The organism is Eubacterium sp. AB3007, assembly GCF_000688015.1.
In the GTDB taxonomy this organism is placed as follows: Bacteria; Bacillota; Clostridia; order Peptostreptococcales; family Anaerovoracaceae; genus Aminicella.
This window is the reverse complement of record NZ_JIAD01000001.1, coordinates 214,919-227,414: the sequence shown is the minus strand read 5'-3', so window position 1 is coordinate 227,414 and position 12,496 is coordinate 214,919. Positions and strand designations below refer to the sequence as shown.

Genomic DNA, 12,496 nt, shown 5'->3' with positions numbered 1-12,496 from the left:
TGGTTTTCTCCCACAATCCTAAGGCCACAGAGGACGATCCCCCTTGGCGGCTTTGTGCACGTTCACGAAGGCGATGATATCCACGACGATGATATACCCCAGGAAGATCATCGACCACATCTCGCTGTTCATAGTCGCGGCGAAATCGTAAAACCCGTGCATTACCATAGGGCTCAGGATGCTCAGACGGTTGTAGTACTTGGCGCGGCGACGGTCACCGATGCGGGCGTAGTGCCCGGCCGTCCCGTAGTAATACCCCATCGAGATCCCGAAGATGCAGTGCGCCGGGATGGCTGTGATGGCTCTCCCCGCCGCCACCTCAAGACCATATGAGAACACGTATCCGATATTCTCTGCCGCGGCAAACCCCAGTGCGGCGGCCACGCAGTAGACGATTCCATCAAACCTGTAGTCAAAGGCGGGGTTGGTCCAGGTGGGTTTCCTGGCTGCCCAGTGCTTGAGGCCCTCCTCGGTCAGCGCAACGATCAGGAAGTTCTCGATGATCAGATACGCCAGGGATTTTGGACCAAGGGCACCCGCCACCAGTCCGCCAAGGAAAGATTCGATTGCTCCTGCGAGTATCGTGACCAGCGCGCCATAAACGAACACCCTGATCACCAGTCCGGCAGGTTCTTTCTCGATCCTGTCCAGTTTGTAGATCCTAATCATCAGGATCAGCGGCGGAATGATCGCCGCCAGTATCATAATTGTCATAGTTACCTCTTTGAAAACAGACTGTCACCCTCCCCGGGCAACAGCCTGTAGTGTCTGTTATTTCAGATCAGCGCGGAGCAGGTTGATCCTGTTCTGGCTGTCGATCTCGTACACCTTGACCTTGACCTTGTCGCCGATGTTCATAACATCCTCGACCTTGTTGACGCGGCCCTTGGCCATCTTGGAGATGTGCAGCAAGCCTTCCTTACCTGGCAGGATCTCGATAAACGCACCGAAATTCATGATCCTCATGACGGTACCCTCGTAGACCTCGCCAACCTCGGCGTCCTTGGTCAGCAGTTCGATCTCCTTTCTGGCGGCATCGGCACTCTCCATATCGCTGGAGTAGATGGTGACCAGCCCCAGATCGTCCTCGGAGATGTCGATCTTGACTCCTGTCTCCTCCACGATGCGGTTGATGGTCTTGCCTCCCGGCCCGATGACGATGCGGATCTTGTCCGGATCGATGCGCATGGAGATACAGCGCGGAGCCCACTTGGACAGCTCTGCACGCGGCTCTGCGATCTCTTCCTTCATGATGTCCATGATGTGCATACGGCCCTCACGTGCCTGCTTCAGCGCCTGCTCCAGGATCTCTCTGGAGAGGCCGTGGACCTTGATGTCCATCTGCATAGCGGTGACGCCCTTCTCGGTACCTGTTACCTTGAAGTCCATGTCTCCCATGAAATCTTCCATGCCCTGGATGTCACTGAGGATGGCCATCTTGCTGGAGCCGTCCTCCTCAACACGCTCGATCAGCCCCATGGCGATTCCGGCAACCGGTGCCTTGATGGGAACACCGGCATCCATCAGCGCCAGGCAGGAACCGCATGTGGAAGCCATGGAAGTGGATCCATTGGAGGACAGGATGTCCGAGACCACACGGATGGCGTACGGGAATTCCTCCTTGCTTGGGAGCACCGGGAGCAGTGCTCTCTCCGCCAGTGCTCCGTGGCCGATCTCACGACGTCCGGGGCTGCGGGGCGGCTTGGGCTCTCCGGTAGAATATCCCGGGAAGTTGTAGTGATGCATATAGCGTTTCTCGGTCTGCTCGGTCAGTCCGTCGATCCTCTGCACCTCGCTCAGCGGAGCCAGGGTGCAGGCGGACAAAGCCTGTGTCTGTCCTCTCTTGAAAAGGCCTGTACCGTGCACACGCGGGAGCACGCCGCACTCTGCCCATACCGGGCGGATCTCATCCAGCTTACGATCATCCACACGGACGCCCTCATCCAGCACCATGGCACGCATAACTTCCTTGGTGATGGTGAACAGCAGAGAGGAAATATCCTTCTCGCTCTCCGGGAAAATCTCTGCAAAATGCTCCTGAGTCTCTACCTCTACGGCATCCATGTTGTCCAGACGTTCCATCTTGTCGACGGTGTGGATGGCTTCTCTCATCTTGTCGGTAGCGAACGCTCTGACGGCCTCCTCGATCTCTGCGGGAACGGTCTGCAGTTCCACGTCCATCTTGGGCTTGCCTACCTCAGCGATCACGTCGTCAATGAAGGCGACCAGTTTCTTGATCTCCTCATGGGCGAAGAAGATGGCGTCCAGCATCACGTCCTCCGGAACCTCCTCTGCACCAGCCTCTACCATCATGATAGCTTCCTTGGTGCCGGCCACAGTCAGGTTGATGTCGGAAACCTCTCTCTGTTCCAGTGTCGGGTTGATGACAAAATGGTCATCTACTCTGCCGACACGGACGGAACCGGTGGGTCCATCCCAAGGGATGTCGGAGATCGCCAGCGCCACGGAGGAACCAATCATCGCCATGATGTCAGTCTCGCAGTCCGGATCCACGGACATGACGGTGGCTACCACGCTTACGTCGTTATAGAAGCCCTTCGGGAACAACGGACGAAGCGGTCTGTCCATCAGTCTGCAGCTGAGGATAGCCTTCTCGGACGGTCTTCCCTCTCTTCTGATGAAGCCGCCGGGAATCTTGCCGGCAGCGTACATTCTCTCTTCATAGTCACAGGTCAGGGGGAAGAACTCAGCTCCTTCCTTCGGCTGCTTGGACGCGCACACAGTCACGTTCACCACAGAATCTCCGTATTTCACCCATACCTGTCCGTTTGCCTGTTCACAGACGCGGCCGATCTCCAGCTCCAGAAGCCTTCCACCCAGCGCGGTCTTGAACGTCCTGTAATCAGTATACCTTGCCATTACTAATAAACAACTCCTTCCTGTTTATTAACCTCTTAAAAATACGACATGTATCACATGTTCTAAAAAAATTGACGGGATGGATAGTCCCGTCAAAATCTTCCGTAGATTACTTTCTCAGGCCTAAACGAGCGATGAGGCTTCTGTATCTTTCGATGTCGTTCTTCTTCAGATAGCCCAGCAGGTTTCTTCTCTTACCTACCATCTTCAGCAGACCTCTTCTGGAATGGTGATCATGCTTGTGCTCTTTCAGATGCTCGTTCAACTCGTTGATCCGTGCTGTCAGGATGGCGACCTGTACTTCCGGGGAACCGGTGTCGCCTGCCTTGGTAGCATACTCTTCGATGATTGCCTGTTTCTTGTCCTTAGTGATCATGATAAAATCTCCTTTACTTTCAAATACGCTCCCACTGAGTCATCGCCGGAGTAGCCAATAACCAAGTGAGAGTAAATTACCGACTTCTTATTCTAACACACACCGTATGTGGGCGCAAGAGAAAAATCAGTTGTTTTCGGTTTTTTTCAGGGCTTCGATGATCTCGTCCAGATCCTCTCTGCACCCCCCGCATTTATCTCCCACCGGCATCTCCTGACACAATGTCTTCAGGTCACGGATCCCGGTCTCTTTCAGAAAGTCCTCCACATCCCCTCTGGTGATGTGATAGCAAAGACAGACCTCATATTCTCTGGAATTCTTATCCATGTCCCACCTCCCGCATGTACGTCTCATTATACCACGAAAACGCGATCCTAACCGCAACTTTTTCCAATAACCACAAAATAGTACTTGCAAAACTACGATTCCGTGTTATAATAGAAAAGTCGTCGGGGTGTGGCGCAGTTGGTAGCGCGCTGTGTTCGGGACGCAGAAGCCGTGAGTTCGAGTCTCACCACTCCGACCAGGGAAGGTCGCTTGCATAGGCAGGCGGCCTTTTTCGTTTGGTCCTCCCGGCAATGCCTCCTATAGCACGCCTTCCTCCTCGCACCGGGCAAGCCATTCCTGTCTAAATACATACTGGTCCACCAGCACTGGTTCCGAAAACCCCCAATCCTCATAGATATTCGGATACTCGCACACAAAACCGACTTTCCTCGCCGCCTTCGCCGAGGATGTGTTCGCCTGCATGATGTGGGCGGTAATGGTCTTAAGTCCGATTTCCTTCACCAGATAGTCCCGAAGCAATCGGGCAACCCGGGTGGCGATCCCCTGCCCCCAGACATTTTCGCGGAGACGACATCCGATGGATGCCTTTGTCTCTCCGGGTTCGTAATGGTAGATCTCTGCGATCCCCACCAAGGGCGTCTTCTCCTCCTGCAGACAGACCGCCAGGAGAATCGCTTTTCCCGGCACAAAGCATTCCTCGTCCACCCGGGCGATAACCTCTTCCGCATCCGTGTAGTTTCTCTCATAAAGATATTTGGGGAGATAAGGGTAGACAGTTTCTTCCTCCATAAAACTCTGCAGTGCTTCTGCATCCTCCGCCCTCAGTTTCCTTAGCAGCACTCTGTCGCTCTCCAGCACCGGATATTCTGCAAATAGTTCTTTCATTCTTAAATCCTTCTTGAGAATCGTGGATGTTGCGCAGGGTTAGGTCGAATCGTCGAACAGGCAAATATCAGTGCGATCAATATATCCAACCCCTTCTTTTCTGGACCAGTTGTTTTTCAAGGTCTTACGGACATAAAATAAGGCCTTATCCGTAGCATCTTTGAACTTATGTGAATCCGACTTCACTTTCACGCCGAAGACCGGCGGCCTGTGTGACCAGCGAAACATCCCCCGTGCCTGCAGAAGGTATTATGAACGGATCGGGATCGAACCCCAAGGGCTTCCATACCTGTCGTCATACCTTCGGCACCACTCTCTGTCGTAAAATCGGGCAAAAAAATTCCAACGATCGCTTTCAGCTACCGTTGGAATTTCAATGATTCTTGGTTGCGGAGGGGGGACTTGAACCCCCGACCTCCGGGTTATGAGCCCGACGAGCTACCAACTGCTCTACCCCGCGATAATGTGGACTGTTGTCCTGTGCGATAGCGATGGTGCCGGCGACCGGGGTCGAACCGGTACGGGTATCGCTACCCACTGGATTTTAAGTCCAGGGCGTCTGCCAATTCCGCCACGCCGGCAGAATAAAAATTGGCTCCGAGGGTGGGGCTCGAACCCACAGCCTACCGGTTAACAGCCGGTTGCTCCACCATTGAGCTACCTCGGATCGTCTGTCTTAGCCGACAACATTAAGAATTATATAGCAGAACCATGATTTTGTCAACATCATTTTTCAAAATTTCTTATTTAATTTTTAACACATTTCCTTGAGATCTTCTGCGATTCACATTCCGAAGGAATTGGTTTCCGTTAATTATCGATCCGATGTATTTTGACGGAATTCAATGTGAGAAATCGGACGCTCAAAGCAATGAATACGTCTGGTGTACTACGTAATTTGCCAATGGATGGATCCATAGATGGTACAAGATGTCCGTTTTTCCTTGCAATGCCCGCGTGTTGTGCATTCCTGAGGAATATATTTACCAAAACATGGTAAATGGTAGCTTTCCAGTTCCGTCATTATTTCAAAACATGCTAAGTGACGGAAAGGTGTTTGAGGGAATCCTTCAGATCAATGACCGCACGGGTTTCCAAGGATTCCCGATGGAGAGCAGTACGGAGCGCCTCCCTGTGCCCCAAGAGTCCACAGCTCTGGCGGCAGAAGGCAGCCCCACCCTGTCTCCAAAGAAACAGGGCCGCGACATTGCGGCCCCACGGTAACCCTTTGGAATGATTTCTACCCTTCGATAGCGATGTACTTCGGCTCCTCCACCGCCGGCTTCTCTGGTTCCTTCGGCACGCTGATCATCAGCACGCCGTTGTCGAATCTGGCCTTGATGTCCTCCTGACGGATGTCTTCGCCAACATAGAAGCTTCTGGTGCAGGTTCCCTGGAACCGCTCTCTCCGCAGATAGGTGCCATCCTCAGCCTTCTCATCGTTGTTGGTTGCGGTGGTCGCCTCGATGGTGAGGTTCCCCTCCTTCAGCTGGATCTTGACCTGGTCCTTGTCAAAGCCCGGAAGATCCATATGCAGTTCAAAATGGTCGCCCTTGTCCTTCACATCGCACTTCATCAGTGTGTTCTCGATCCGGTTGCCTCTGTAAGCTGGGAAATCCATGAAGTCATCATCAAAGAAACTGTTTCTGAATACGCTTGGGAATAACATTGTAACTACCTCCTTGTAGAATCCTCGCCCGGCCCTCTGAGCCGGTGCTTATTATGTTGGCCGGCGCATTGCACAAAGCCCTGCTGACCGGTCGTTTTCTCTTTACAAGTATGTTATAGCACTTTTTGTTAGCACTGTCAATAGGTGAGTGCTAAATATTTTTAAAAAACTTAGCGCCAGCGTCTTCATGCGCCGGCGCGTCATATTTTGTGCCTCAGAATCCAAGTTTCTCCGCCAGTTCTCGAAGGGAGTCTTCTCTGGCGCGAGAGTCCATCTTCACCAGATCGTAGATCAGAGGATCGCGAATCAGATGACTCCAGGCCGTGTAGGTTGCCTGGACGAACCGCTCAGTCAGAGGTATCTCCTCCTCGATCAGCGGACAGGCGTAGGGAAGCTCCATGTCATTGTAGACCAGGGTCAGTTCGTCATCCTCGCCCAGGTGTGGCACCAGTGGAAACGTCCGACACTGGATAGGCCTCTTCTCCCGTGGGCAGTGCGGCGGCTCCTTACATCGAACAAAATGAACCACTCCCTTCCAGGATTCCGGAAACTCGTAGTCCTCCGCCCGCTCATCTGTCCAGGTCAGCCAGTCGTCATGACGGCTGTGGAGCTTGTCTTCTCCCGGCAGAAGGTAAATGCCCATCTCCTCTTCTCCCTCGGTGACGCAACAGGCGCAGCCACAAAGCATTCCACAATCGCCCTCAATAGGACTCACCCTGTCCAGCAAGCGGTAGATCGCCTGGTATTCCCGTTTTCTGATGGTGGATTTCAGCATAGTCTCCCCTCCTTGCAGATACTATGATACCATATCTCACCATCCTCTGCACCCAAAAACTACCTAAAGAGAATTGTACAATAGCCCCCTCTCTCCGTAAACCCCTTCTGGAAAACAATACAAAGAATCGGATAATTGTTCCCCCGGAAGAAACTACTCCCAGTGACTGGCCTCCCCAGTGAGTTCATCTGCGTGCTCATGGAGCAGCTTATGTGACTCATCCGTCAACATCAGATGAGGAAACTCATCCGGGGATTCTGCCAGGAGCCCCTCTTCGATCAGTTCCTGGATCAAAGCGTCCAACTCCTCCGTGCTCCGTCCATGCATGCTGCTGTAGGAGGAGATCAGGTTCAGCCTCTTGTTATACACTCGTACGCTGTGTGCTCCCTGCAGGATCTCGATCACCAGCCCCTTGCTGACTCTTTCTTTGCAACGCGCCACACAAAACAGTATTTTCTTCTTGTCTAAACTATTCATTCTCTGCCTCTTTCATGTCCTTTGCCTGTAACGAAACCTTGATCTCACCGCCGCGGATCACCTGCTGGCCTACTTCCCGAAAACCCATGGCCTCATGGAATCCAAGGCTTTGGGCGTTGTAGGGAATGATGTCCACCTCCAGTGTCACCACCGGCACGCCGGTCTCCACCGCCCGCCGGAACACATCCTCATAGAGCATACTCCCGATGCCCAGTCTGCGATATCCCTCTGCGATGACGATACGGTCCACGTACAGAAACTCATCATATTCCCTGGAAAACCAGATATAGTTCTCGCTGTCATACTCCGGACAGCCCTCCCGGAGCGCGATGAGGAAAGCGGCGGGAGCACCATCCACCTCTACCACCCGGAGCATATCGCTGACCTCCATGAAATAACGAAGTCTTGCCTCGTCCATGGGTGACAGCACCTCCACATTGGTCTCGTTCACTTCCAGCACGAAAGGAACGTCCCTCTCCTCTATATCTCGAATGAGGATCTTTCTTTCTTCCATATTCTCCTCCCATTCAGTCGCTACAGAGATTATACAGTCAAATCCGTTTGATGGCAAGGTGAATGTGTGCCAAAACACTCCCTTGCCACCTTCTGCTTGTCGTGATATACTGAAGTTCCGTGAGTTCGAAACCATCCTCACGTAAATCAAAACTAAGGAGACAAGTATAATGAACAAAAAAAAACTACATCTAATGACGCAGGCAGCGCTGATCGCTGCCGTCTACGTGGTGCTGACCATGGTGTTTGCCCCCTTCTCCTTCAGCGAGATCCAGGTGCGCATTGCCGAGGCACTGACGATCCTCCCGCTGTTCACACCAGCGGCGATCCCAGGGCTTTTCATCGGCTGCCTGCTGGGGAACATCCTGGGCGGAGCCGCCCTTCCTGACATCATCTTCGGAAGTCTGGCTACCCTGATCGGTGCCTACGGCACATGGATGCTCAGAAATGCCAAACCTTTTCTGGCGCCCCTTCCACCGATCCTGTCCAATGTGGCCATCATTCCATTCGTTCTCCGCTTTGCCTATGGCATCAACCTGCCCATCCCCTTTATGATGCTCACGGTGGGGATCGGTGAGGTTCTGTCATGCGGTGTACTTGGACTGCTCCTGTACTACGCGCTTCAGAAATACAAGAACATCATCTTCCGGCAGGACAGCCTCTGATACGGAAAGACCAAAACGCCCGGTGACTGGAATCCGATCCAGTCCCGGGCGTTTATTGATCACAGTTGTTTCTTCAGCGTGAGGATGTTCTGACCGTCTCTATACTCGTAGTCGATCGAATCCATGAGTTTCTTCGTCATGAAGATCCCCAGTCCTCCAATCTGCCGCTTCTCCGCAGATTCAGTAATATCCGGATCTTCTTTCGCAAGGGGGTCATAAGGAACCCCATGATCCAGGAAGGTGATCACCACCCCCACCGGGTCATCGCATGACTCCACTCGCACCGTTGCCATACCCCCTCCGGGAGCGTAGGCATAGCTGGCGATGTTGACAAAGATCTCCTCCACCGCCACATCGATGCTCATCTTGTCTTTTGGGGCGCATCCGTACTCCTTCAGGAACCTGTCCACAAACACCAGCACCTTACACAGATTTTCCACCCTCGCCTCAATTGTCAATTCTTTGCTACGCATTACTCTTTCCTCTATATTCCAGGCAAAGCATCGTCAGATCATCGAATTGTTCTTCCTCTCCAACATACTGATCCACAGCGCTTTTCATGGCTGCGATCACCATTTCCGGCGTCTCTTGCGGATTCTGATTCAGCACTTCCAGCATTTTGTCCGTCCCGAACATTTCTCCATCTCCGATGGTCGCTTCCGCCAGCCCATCTGTGTAGACGAAAAGCTTTGTGCCGGGTTCCAGCATGAGCTCATAATCCTTGTAACGGATCCCATCCATAGCCCCCACGACCAGACCGTGCTTGTCGTGTACCAGTTCGAACGCCTCTCCCGGACGTTTCAGCACAGGATACTCGTGACCTGCGTTGGCAGCCTGTAGTTTCCCGGTGGATAACTCCAGCACGCCCAGCCATACAGAGACGAACATCTCCATAGGATTGTTCGAACAAATGGCCTTGTTGGAAAGACTTAGGATCTCCGAGGGAGACATCCCCGGTCTGCTATTGTTCTCCAGGATAATCTTGGATTCCATCATAAAGAGCGCCGCAGGCACACCTTTTCCGGATACATCCGCGATGAGGAGCGCCAGATGATCCTCGTCGATCAGGAAGAAATCATAGAAGTCGCCCCCCACCTCTCGAGCGGGATCCATGCTGGCAAACAGATCGATTTCCTCTCTCTCCGGAAATGGCGGGAATATGTGCGGCAACATAGCAGCCTGGATACCCTTTGCCAGCCGCAGTTCGGTGGCGATGCGCTCTTTTTCTGCTGTGATACGGCGGTTCCGCGCCAGCAGTGGCTGCAGGACATAGAACCAGGTCGCTGCCAGACAGAGTATGGCCAACAGAAGTTGATACATCATGGCGGACACTGTCCCTCCGAAAGTCTCGCCCATCACCTGCTCCATCAACGCGGAAAGGTCATAGGTCAGACCGATGAGCAGGACGTGATCGCCTACTTTCGTCAGTCGCGAATAGTAATCCACATAGGATCTCTCCATGGCAAAATATGTCCCGGTCTCTGCCGCCATCTTCATGGCTTTTTGTTGGACCTCTGCCACCTCAACATCCACACCCATGGTATACACCTGACCGAAGTCTGTACCTCGTGGAACGCCCTTCTCACCTGCACTGAACAGGAAGAACTGCCGGTCATAGGGCGCCTGTTCAAAACACCCGTACAGGAATTCCATCTGATAGGTCTTCTTGATCTGATCCAGATGGGTGATGAGCCAGGAGTAAGTGATCTCCGCATAAAGTTTCTGATCCTTTGGGGGAAGCTTTTCCAGTTCCTCGGCAGTCGCATACCGAAGCTGCAGAGCTGGCTGATCGGCTGCCAGTTTCCTGCATTTCTTCTCCGTACGGGTGCCTTTCCCGAAGTCCACATCATATTCCACATCCATGTCTCCGGCATGCTCATACCAATACTCGATCAGCCAGTCATGGGCTGGGTATTCCATCACGGCCTCTTTGACTTCTTCGGCGATCTTACCGGCCCTCTCCCGGGCGTCCCTCTCCACCTTCTCGTCAGAAGAACGGTACTGGGAGACAAAGGCGACAAGTCCCGTTACCATCATAGCGATCGTAAAGATGGTCACCACCCGAAGAAAGGCGCTGTGTCTGCTCTTGATCTCGTTATTCATGCTTACTGCTCGATGGTCAGAATCTCGGAAAACCCTGTGACTTCAAAGATCTCCATGATTGTCTCGTTGACGTGGAGGATCTTCATGCTCCCCTGTTTCGCCATTTTCTTCTGTGCGGACAGAAGAACCCGGAGTCCTGCGGATGAGATGTACTGCAATTCCGTGAAATCAAACACGAGCTCAGTCACACCATCCAGTGCCTCTTTCACTACCTCATCCAGTTCCGGCGAGGTGACCGTGTCCAGTCTTCCCTCCAGCGCCAGTGTCAGTGTACTGTCCTTCTGTGTCTTGTTGATGTTCAGCATGTTTTCCTCCTTAATGCTCTATTGGGGCTTCTATCTGTTCACTTGTCTTCACCATTTTTCCGGCGTCATCATAGTAGTCGAACACGAACTGGATGGAATCGCCGGCCTTCAGCTCCTGCAGGCCCTTCGGCTGCAGGTTATCCCCCCCCATCTTCCCTCTCGATCATCTTTGAAGTTAGTTTAACACTTCTATAATTGTCAGTCAATAATCCTTTATTTAGCACAAAATACGTCTATTACTCATGTGTATTCATTCATCTCTTATGTTCCGCAATCCTCTCTCCTCCAGGAATCGATCGATCTCTGCCCGCAGGGCTCTGGTCGCCGGTGAGGGCTGTACGATCTTCGGTGTTATGATACCCACCGTCCTCCGGAAAGGAGGCTCCAGAGGATATACGTCCACCTCATAGTCGCCCCGCTCTGTTGTAAGCTTCGGCAAAAAGAAGATCCCCAGTCCCTTCTCCACAAAGGACAGCACCGGCGCATCATCCGTAAACGAAAAGTGTGCGTTCATCCGGATCCCGTTCTCGTGAAAATATCGCTCCTGATCCGCACGATATCCGCGGGTAGTGGTAATCACCGGTAGCGACTCCAGTTCCTCTGCCGTAAAAAACCGACCATTTCTGGGGGCCACTCCTTTGGGCGTGATGCAGGAGAAGGTGTCCAAGTGTACCGGTGTTTCCATCACATCCCGACTCCCCCTCAGCGACACAAAGCCTATATCCGCCTGCCCTGTGATGACCCAGTCGTAGATCTCGTCATAGTCCCCCTGGAGGACCCGGATGTCGATCCCCGGGTACTGTTCCCGGAACTCCAAAATGATATCCGGAAGCCAGGCACCGCAGAAGCTGCTGAACCCGGCAATGGTTACAGATCCTCTGGCAAGCCCTGCGATCTCCGCCGCCTCCTCTCGCATCAACCGCTCACTCCGCAGGATCTCCTCCACCCGCACCAGCATTTCCTTCCCCGCTTCTGTAATGACCACGCCCTTCTTGTTTCTGGTGAAGAGAGGGAATCCAAACTCATGTTCCAATCCGGCGATGGAGTGACTGATGGCAGAGGGCGTGAGCAGAAGCGCTTCTGCCGCCCGGACAAAGCTCTTCTGTCTGGCCACCTCGTGAAATATCTCATATGCGTAATTCGCCATACTATCCCCTTTATACATGAATATTATTCACTATGCTCGTTAAAATAATGAATTTTACTTATTATACTTCCTGTGCTAAAGTTTAGTCAAGAGATAAGAAAAACACAGAAAACCATCAAGGAGGTTCATCATGAGAAATACAAAGAAAGACATCCGTTTCACCGCAAAGGATATGGCCGTGGATTTCAGTTCCCTGCTTCGCTTCTTCGGAAAGCTGGGAAGCGATCCCTTCACCGCCAAAGATCTGGCAGTAGACTACCGTTCCCTGGCTCACCTTTTCCAGAAGCCGGCATCGGGCAGGACCCAGGCCTTCCGCAAACAGGTCAATCACGCATAACGCGTCTGACACATAATAAAACTACTTCAGGCAGTTCCCTCACGAGGGAGCTGTTTGTTTTGTGCTACAGGCCTGA

Annotated in this window: 17 protein-coding genes and 4 tRNA genes; 4 read left to right on the top strand and 17 right to left on the bottom strand. The window is 52.7% G+C overall.

Annotation, left to right across the window (positions count from 1 at the left end):
• Positions 1–18: 18 nt before the first annotated feature.
• From P156_RS11050 to P156_RS0101055, 4 genes are all read right to left on the bottom strand, one after another.
• On the bottom strand, positions 19–714 hold the full coding sequence (locus P156_RS11050; protein ID WP_051600477.1) for a PrsW family intramembrane metalloprotease: 696 nt from the start codon (positions 712–714) through the stop codon (positions 19–21).
• A gap of 57 nt (positions 715–771) precedes the next feature.
• Positions 772–2,880, bottom strand: a complete 2,109-nt coding sequence (locus P156_RS0101065; protein ID WP_034802008.1) for a polyribonucleotide nucleotidyltransferase — start codon at positions 2,878–2,880, stop codon at positions 772–774.
• A gap of 109 nt (positions 2,881–2,989) precedes the next feature.
• Positions 2,990–3,256, bottom strand: a complete 267-nt coding sequence (gene rpsO, locus P156_RS0101060) for a 30S ribosomal protein S15 (protein ID WP_034802005.1) — start codon at positions 3,254–3,256, stop codon at positions 2,990–2,992.
• 126 nt (positions 3,257–3,382) lie between these two features.
• On the bottom strand, positions 3,383–3,583 hold the full coding sequence (locus tag P156_RS0101055) for a bacterioferritin-associated ferredoxin (protein WP_027868563.1): 201 nt from the start codon (positions 3,581–3,583) through the stop codon (positions 3,383–3,385).
• 123 nt (positions 3,584–3,706) lie between these two features.
• On the opposite strand from P156_RS0101055, the gene P156_RS0101050 reads away from it, so the two are divergent.
• A tRNA-Pro gene (locus P156_RS0101050) sits at positions 3,707–3,782 on the top strand.
• A gap of 59 nt (positions 3,783–3,841) precedes the next feature.
• On the opposite strand, the gene P156_RS0101045 is transcribed toward P156_RS0101050, so the two are convergent.
• From P156_RS0101045 to P156_RS0101025, 4 genes are all read right to left on the bottom strand, one after another.
• Positions 3,842–4,429, bottom strand: coding sequence for a GNAT family N-acetyltransferase (locus tag P156_RS0101045; protein ID WP_027868562.1), 588 nt, complete (start codon positions 4,427–4,429; stop codon positions 3,842–3,844).
• 384 nt (positions 4,430–4,813) lie between these two features.
• Positions 4,814–4,889, bottom strand: a tRNA-Met gene (locus P156_RS0101035).
• Between the two features lie 32 nt (positions 4,890–4,921).
• Positions 4,922–5,010 (bottom strand) — tRNA-Leu (locus P156_RS0101030).
• An 11-nt stretch (positions 5,011–5,021) separates the two neighbouring features.
• Positions 5,022–5,096 (bottom strand) — tRNA-Asn (locus P156_RS0101025).
• Between the two features lie 368 nt (positions 5,097–5,464).
• On the opposite strand from P156_RS0101025, the gene P156_RS0101020 reads away from it, so the two are divergent.
• Positions 5,465–5,653: a hypothetical protein gene (locus P156_RS0101020; RefSeq protein WP_185752105.1), complete on the top strand. Its 189-nt coding sequence runs from the start codon at positions 5,465–5,467 to the stop codon at positions 5,651–5,653.
• A 16-nt stretch (positions 5,654–5,669) separates the two neighbouring features.
• Here the strand turns inward: P156_RS0101020 and P156_RS0101015 are convergent, their stop codons facing one another.
• The 4 genes from P156_RS0101015 to P156_RS0101000 form a co-directional block, all read right to left on the bottom strand.
• On the bottom strand, positions 5,670–6,098 hold the full coding sequence (locus P156_RS0101015) for an Hsp20/alpha crystallin family protein (RefSeq protein ID WP_027868559.1): 429 nt from the start codon (positions 6,096–6,098) through the stop codon (positions 5,670–5,672).
• A 214-nt stretch (positions 6,099–6,312) separates the two neighbouring features.
• Positions 6,313–6,873, bottom strand: coding sequence for a hypothetical protein (locus tag P156_RS0101010; RefSeq protein WP_034802002.1), 561 nt, complete (start codon positions 6,871–6,873; stop codon positions 6,313–6,315).
• A gap of 153 nt (positions 6,874–7,026) precedes the next feature.
• Positions 7,027–7,350 (bottom strand): RQC domain-containing protein, encoded by a 324-nt coding sequence (locus P156_RS0101005; RefSeq protein ID WP_027868557.1) that lies wholly within the window; start codon positions 7,348–7,350, stop codon positions 7,027–7,029.
• Positions 7,343–7,864: a GNAT family N-acetyltransferase gene (locus P156_RS0101000; protein ID WP_034801999.1), complete on the bottom strand. Its 522-nt coding sequence runs from the start codon at positions 7,862–7,864 to the stop codon at positions 7,343–7,345. The genes P156_RS0101005 and P156_RS0101000 overlap by 8 nt, the downstream gene beginning before the upstream one ends.
• 169 nt (positions 7,865–8,033) lie before the next feature.
• On the opposite strand from P156_RS0101000, the gene P156_RS0100995 reads away from it, so the two are divergent.
• A complete protein-coding gene (locus P156_RS0100995; protein ID WP_027868555.1) occupies positions 8,034–8,528 on the top strand; it encodes a QueT transporter family protein in 495 nt (164 codons plus the stop codon).
• Between the two features lie 59 nt (positions 8,529–8,587).
• Here P156_RS0100995 and P156_RS0100990 read toward each other — a convergent pair whose 3' ends face one another.
• The 5 genes from P156_RS0100990 to P156_RS0100970 all read right to left on the bottom strand — a co-directional run bounded on the left by P156_RS0100990 (position 8,588) and on the right by P156_RS0100970 (position 12,083).
• Positions 8,588–9,001 (bottom strand): ATP-binding protein, encoded by a 414-nt coding sequence (locus P156_RS0100990; RefSeq protein ID WP_027868554.1) that lies wholly within the window; start codon positions 8,999–9,001, stop codon positions 8,588–8,590.
• Positions 8,994–10,631: a PP2C family protein-serine/threonine phosphatase gene (locus tag P156_RS12600; protein WP_051600476.1), complete on the bottom strand. Its 1,638-nt coding sequence runs from the start codon at positions 10,629–10,631 to the stop codon at positions 8,994–8,996. Before P156_RS12600 ends, P156_RS0100990 begins: the two co-directional genes overlap by 8 nt.
• Positions 10,632–10,633: 2 nt before the next feature.
• On the bottom strand, positions 10,634–10,936 hold the full coding sequence (locus tag P156_RS0100980; protein WP_185752104.1) for an STAS domain-containing protein: 303 nt from the start codon (positions 10,934–10,936) through the stop codon (positions 10,634–10,636).
• A 10-nt stretch (positions 10,937–10,946) separates the two neighbouring features.
• Positions 10,947–11,087, bottom strand: a complete 141-nt coding sequence (locus P156_RS13250) for a hypothetical protein (RefSeq protein ID WP_185752103.1) — start codon at positions 11,085–11,087, stop codon at positions 10,947–10,949.
• A 99-nt stretch (positions 11,088–11,186) separates the two neighbouring features.
• Positions 11,187–12,083 carry a LysR family transcriptional regulator gene (locus tag P156_RS0100970; protein WP_027868551.1) on the bottom strand — a complete coding sequence of 299 codons (897 nt, stop codon included), beginning with the start codon at positions 12,081–12,083 and terminating at the stop codon, positions 11,187–11,189.
• 130 nt (positions 12,084–12,213) lie between these two features.
• Here P156_RS0100970 and P156_RS0100965 point away from each other — a divergent pair, with 130 nt between their 5' ends.
• Positions 12,214–12,420: a hypothetical protein gene (locus tag P156_RS0100965; RefSeq protein WP_027868550.1), complete on the top strand. Its 207-nt coding sequence runs from the start codon at positions 12,214–12,216 to the stop codon at positions 12,418–12,420.
• The last annotated feature ends 76 nt before the right edge of the window (positions 12,421–12,496 follow it).

What these genes read in the sequence shown, in the direction of transcription:
- P156_RS0101005 (WP_027868557.1), bottom strand. Translation starts at nt 7,350, where the DNA reads ATGAATAGTTTAGACAAGAAGAAAATACTGTTTTGTGTGGCGCGTTGC.
- P156_RS11050 (WP_051600477.1), bottom strand. Translation starts at nt 714, where the DNA reads ATGACAATTATGATACTGGCGGCGATCATTCCGCCGCTGATCCTGATG.
- P156_RS0101010 (WP_034802002.1), bottom strand. Translation starts at nt 6,873, where the DNA reads ATGCTGAAATCCACCATCAGAAAACGGGAATACCAGGCGATCTACCGC.
- P156_RS0101000 (WP_034801999.1), bottom strand. Translation starts at nt 7,864, where the DNA reads ATGGAAGAAAGAAAGATCCTCATTCGAGATATAGAGGAGAGGGACGTT.
- P156_RS0100965 (WP_027868550.1), top strand. Translation starts at nt 12,214, where the DNA reads ATGAGAAATACAAAGAAAGACATCCGTTTCACCGCAAAGGATATGGCC.
- P156_RS13250 (WP_185752103.1), bottom strand. Translation starts at nt 11,087, where the DNA reads ATGGGGGGGGATAACCTGCAGCCGAAGGGCCTGCAGGAGCTGAAGGCC.
- P156_RS0101065 (WP_034802008.1), bottom strand. Translation starts at nt 2,880, where the DNA reads ATGGCAAGGTATACTGATTACAGGACGTTCAAGACCGCGCTGGGTGGA.
- P156_RS0100990 (WP_027868554.1), bottom strand. Translation starts at nt 9,001, where the DNA reads ATGCGTAGCAAAGAATTGACAATTGAGGCGAGGGTGGAAAATCTGTGT.
- P156_RS0100995 (WP_027868555.1), top strand. Translation starts at nt 8,034, where the DNA reads ATGAACAAAAAAAAACTACATCTAATGACGCAGGCAGCGCTGATCGCT.
- P156_RS12600 (WP_051600476.1), bottom strand. Translation starts at nt 10,631, where the DNA reads ATGAATAACGAGATCAAGAGCAGACACAGCGCCTTTCTTCGGGTGGTG.
- P156_RS0101020 (WP_185752105.1), top strand. Translation starts at nt 5,465, where the DNA reads ATGCTAAGTGACGGAAAGGTGTTTGAGGGAATCCTTCAGATCAATGAC.
- P156_RS0100980 (WP_185752104.1), bottom strand. Translation starts at nt 10,936, where the DNA reads ATGCTGAACATCAACAAGACACAGAAGGACAGTACACTGACACTGGCG.
- P156_RS0101015 (WP_027868559.1), bottom strand. Translation starts at nt 6,098, where the DNA reads ATGTTATTCCCAAGCGTATTCAGAAACAGTTTCTTTGATGATGACTTC.
- P156_RS0101045 (WP_027868562.1), bottom strand. Translation starts at nt 4,429, where the DNA reads ATGAAAGAACTATTTGCAGAATATCCGGTGCTGGAGAGCGACAGAGTG.
- rpsO (WP_034802005.1), bottom strand. Translation starts at nt 3,256, where the DNA reads ATGATCACTAAGGACAAGAAACAGGCAATCATCGAAGAGTATGCTACC.
- P156_RS0101055 (WP_027868563.1), bottom strand. Translation starts at nt 3,583, where the DNA reads ATGGATAAGAATTCCAGAGAATATGAGGTCTGTCTTTGCTATCACATC.
- P156_RS0100970 (WP_027868551.1), bottom strand. Translation starts at nt 12,083, where the DNA reads ATGGCGAATTACGCATATGAGATATTTCACGAGGTGGCCAGACAGAAG.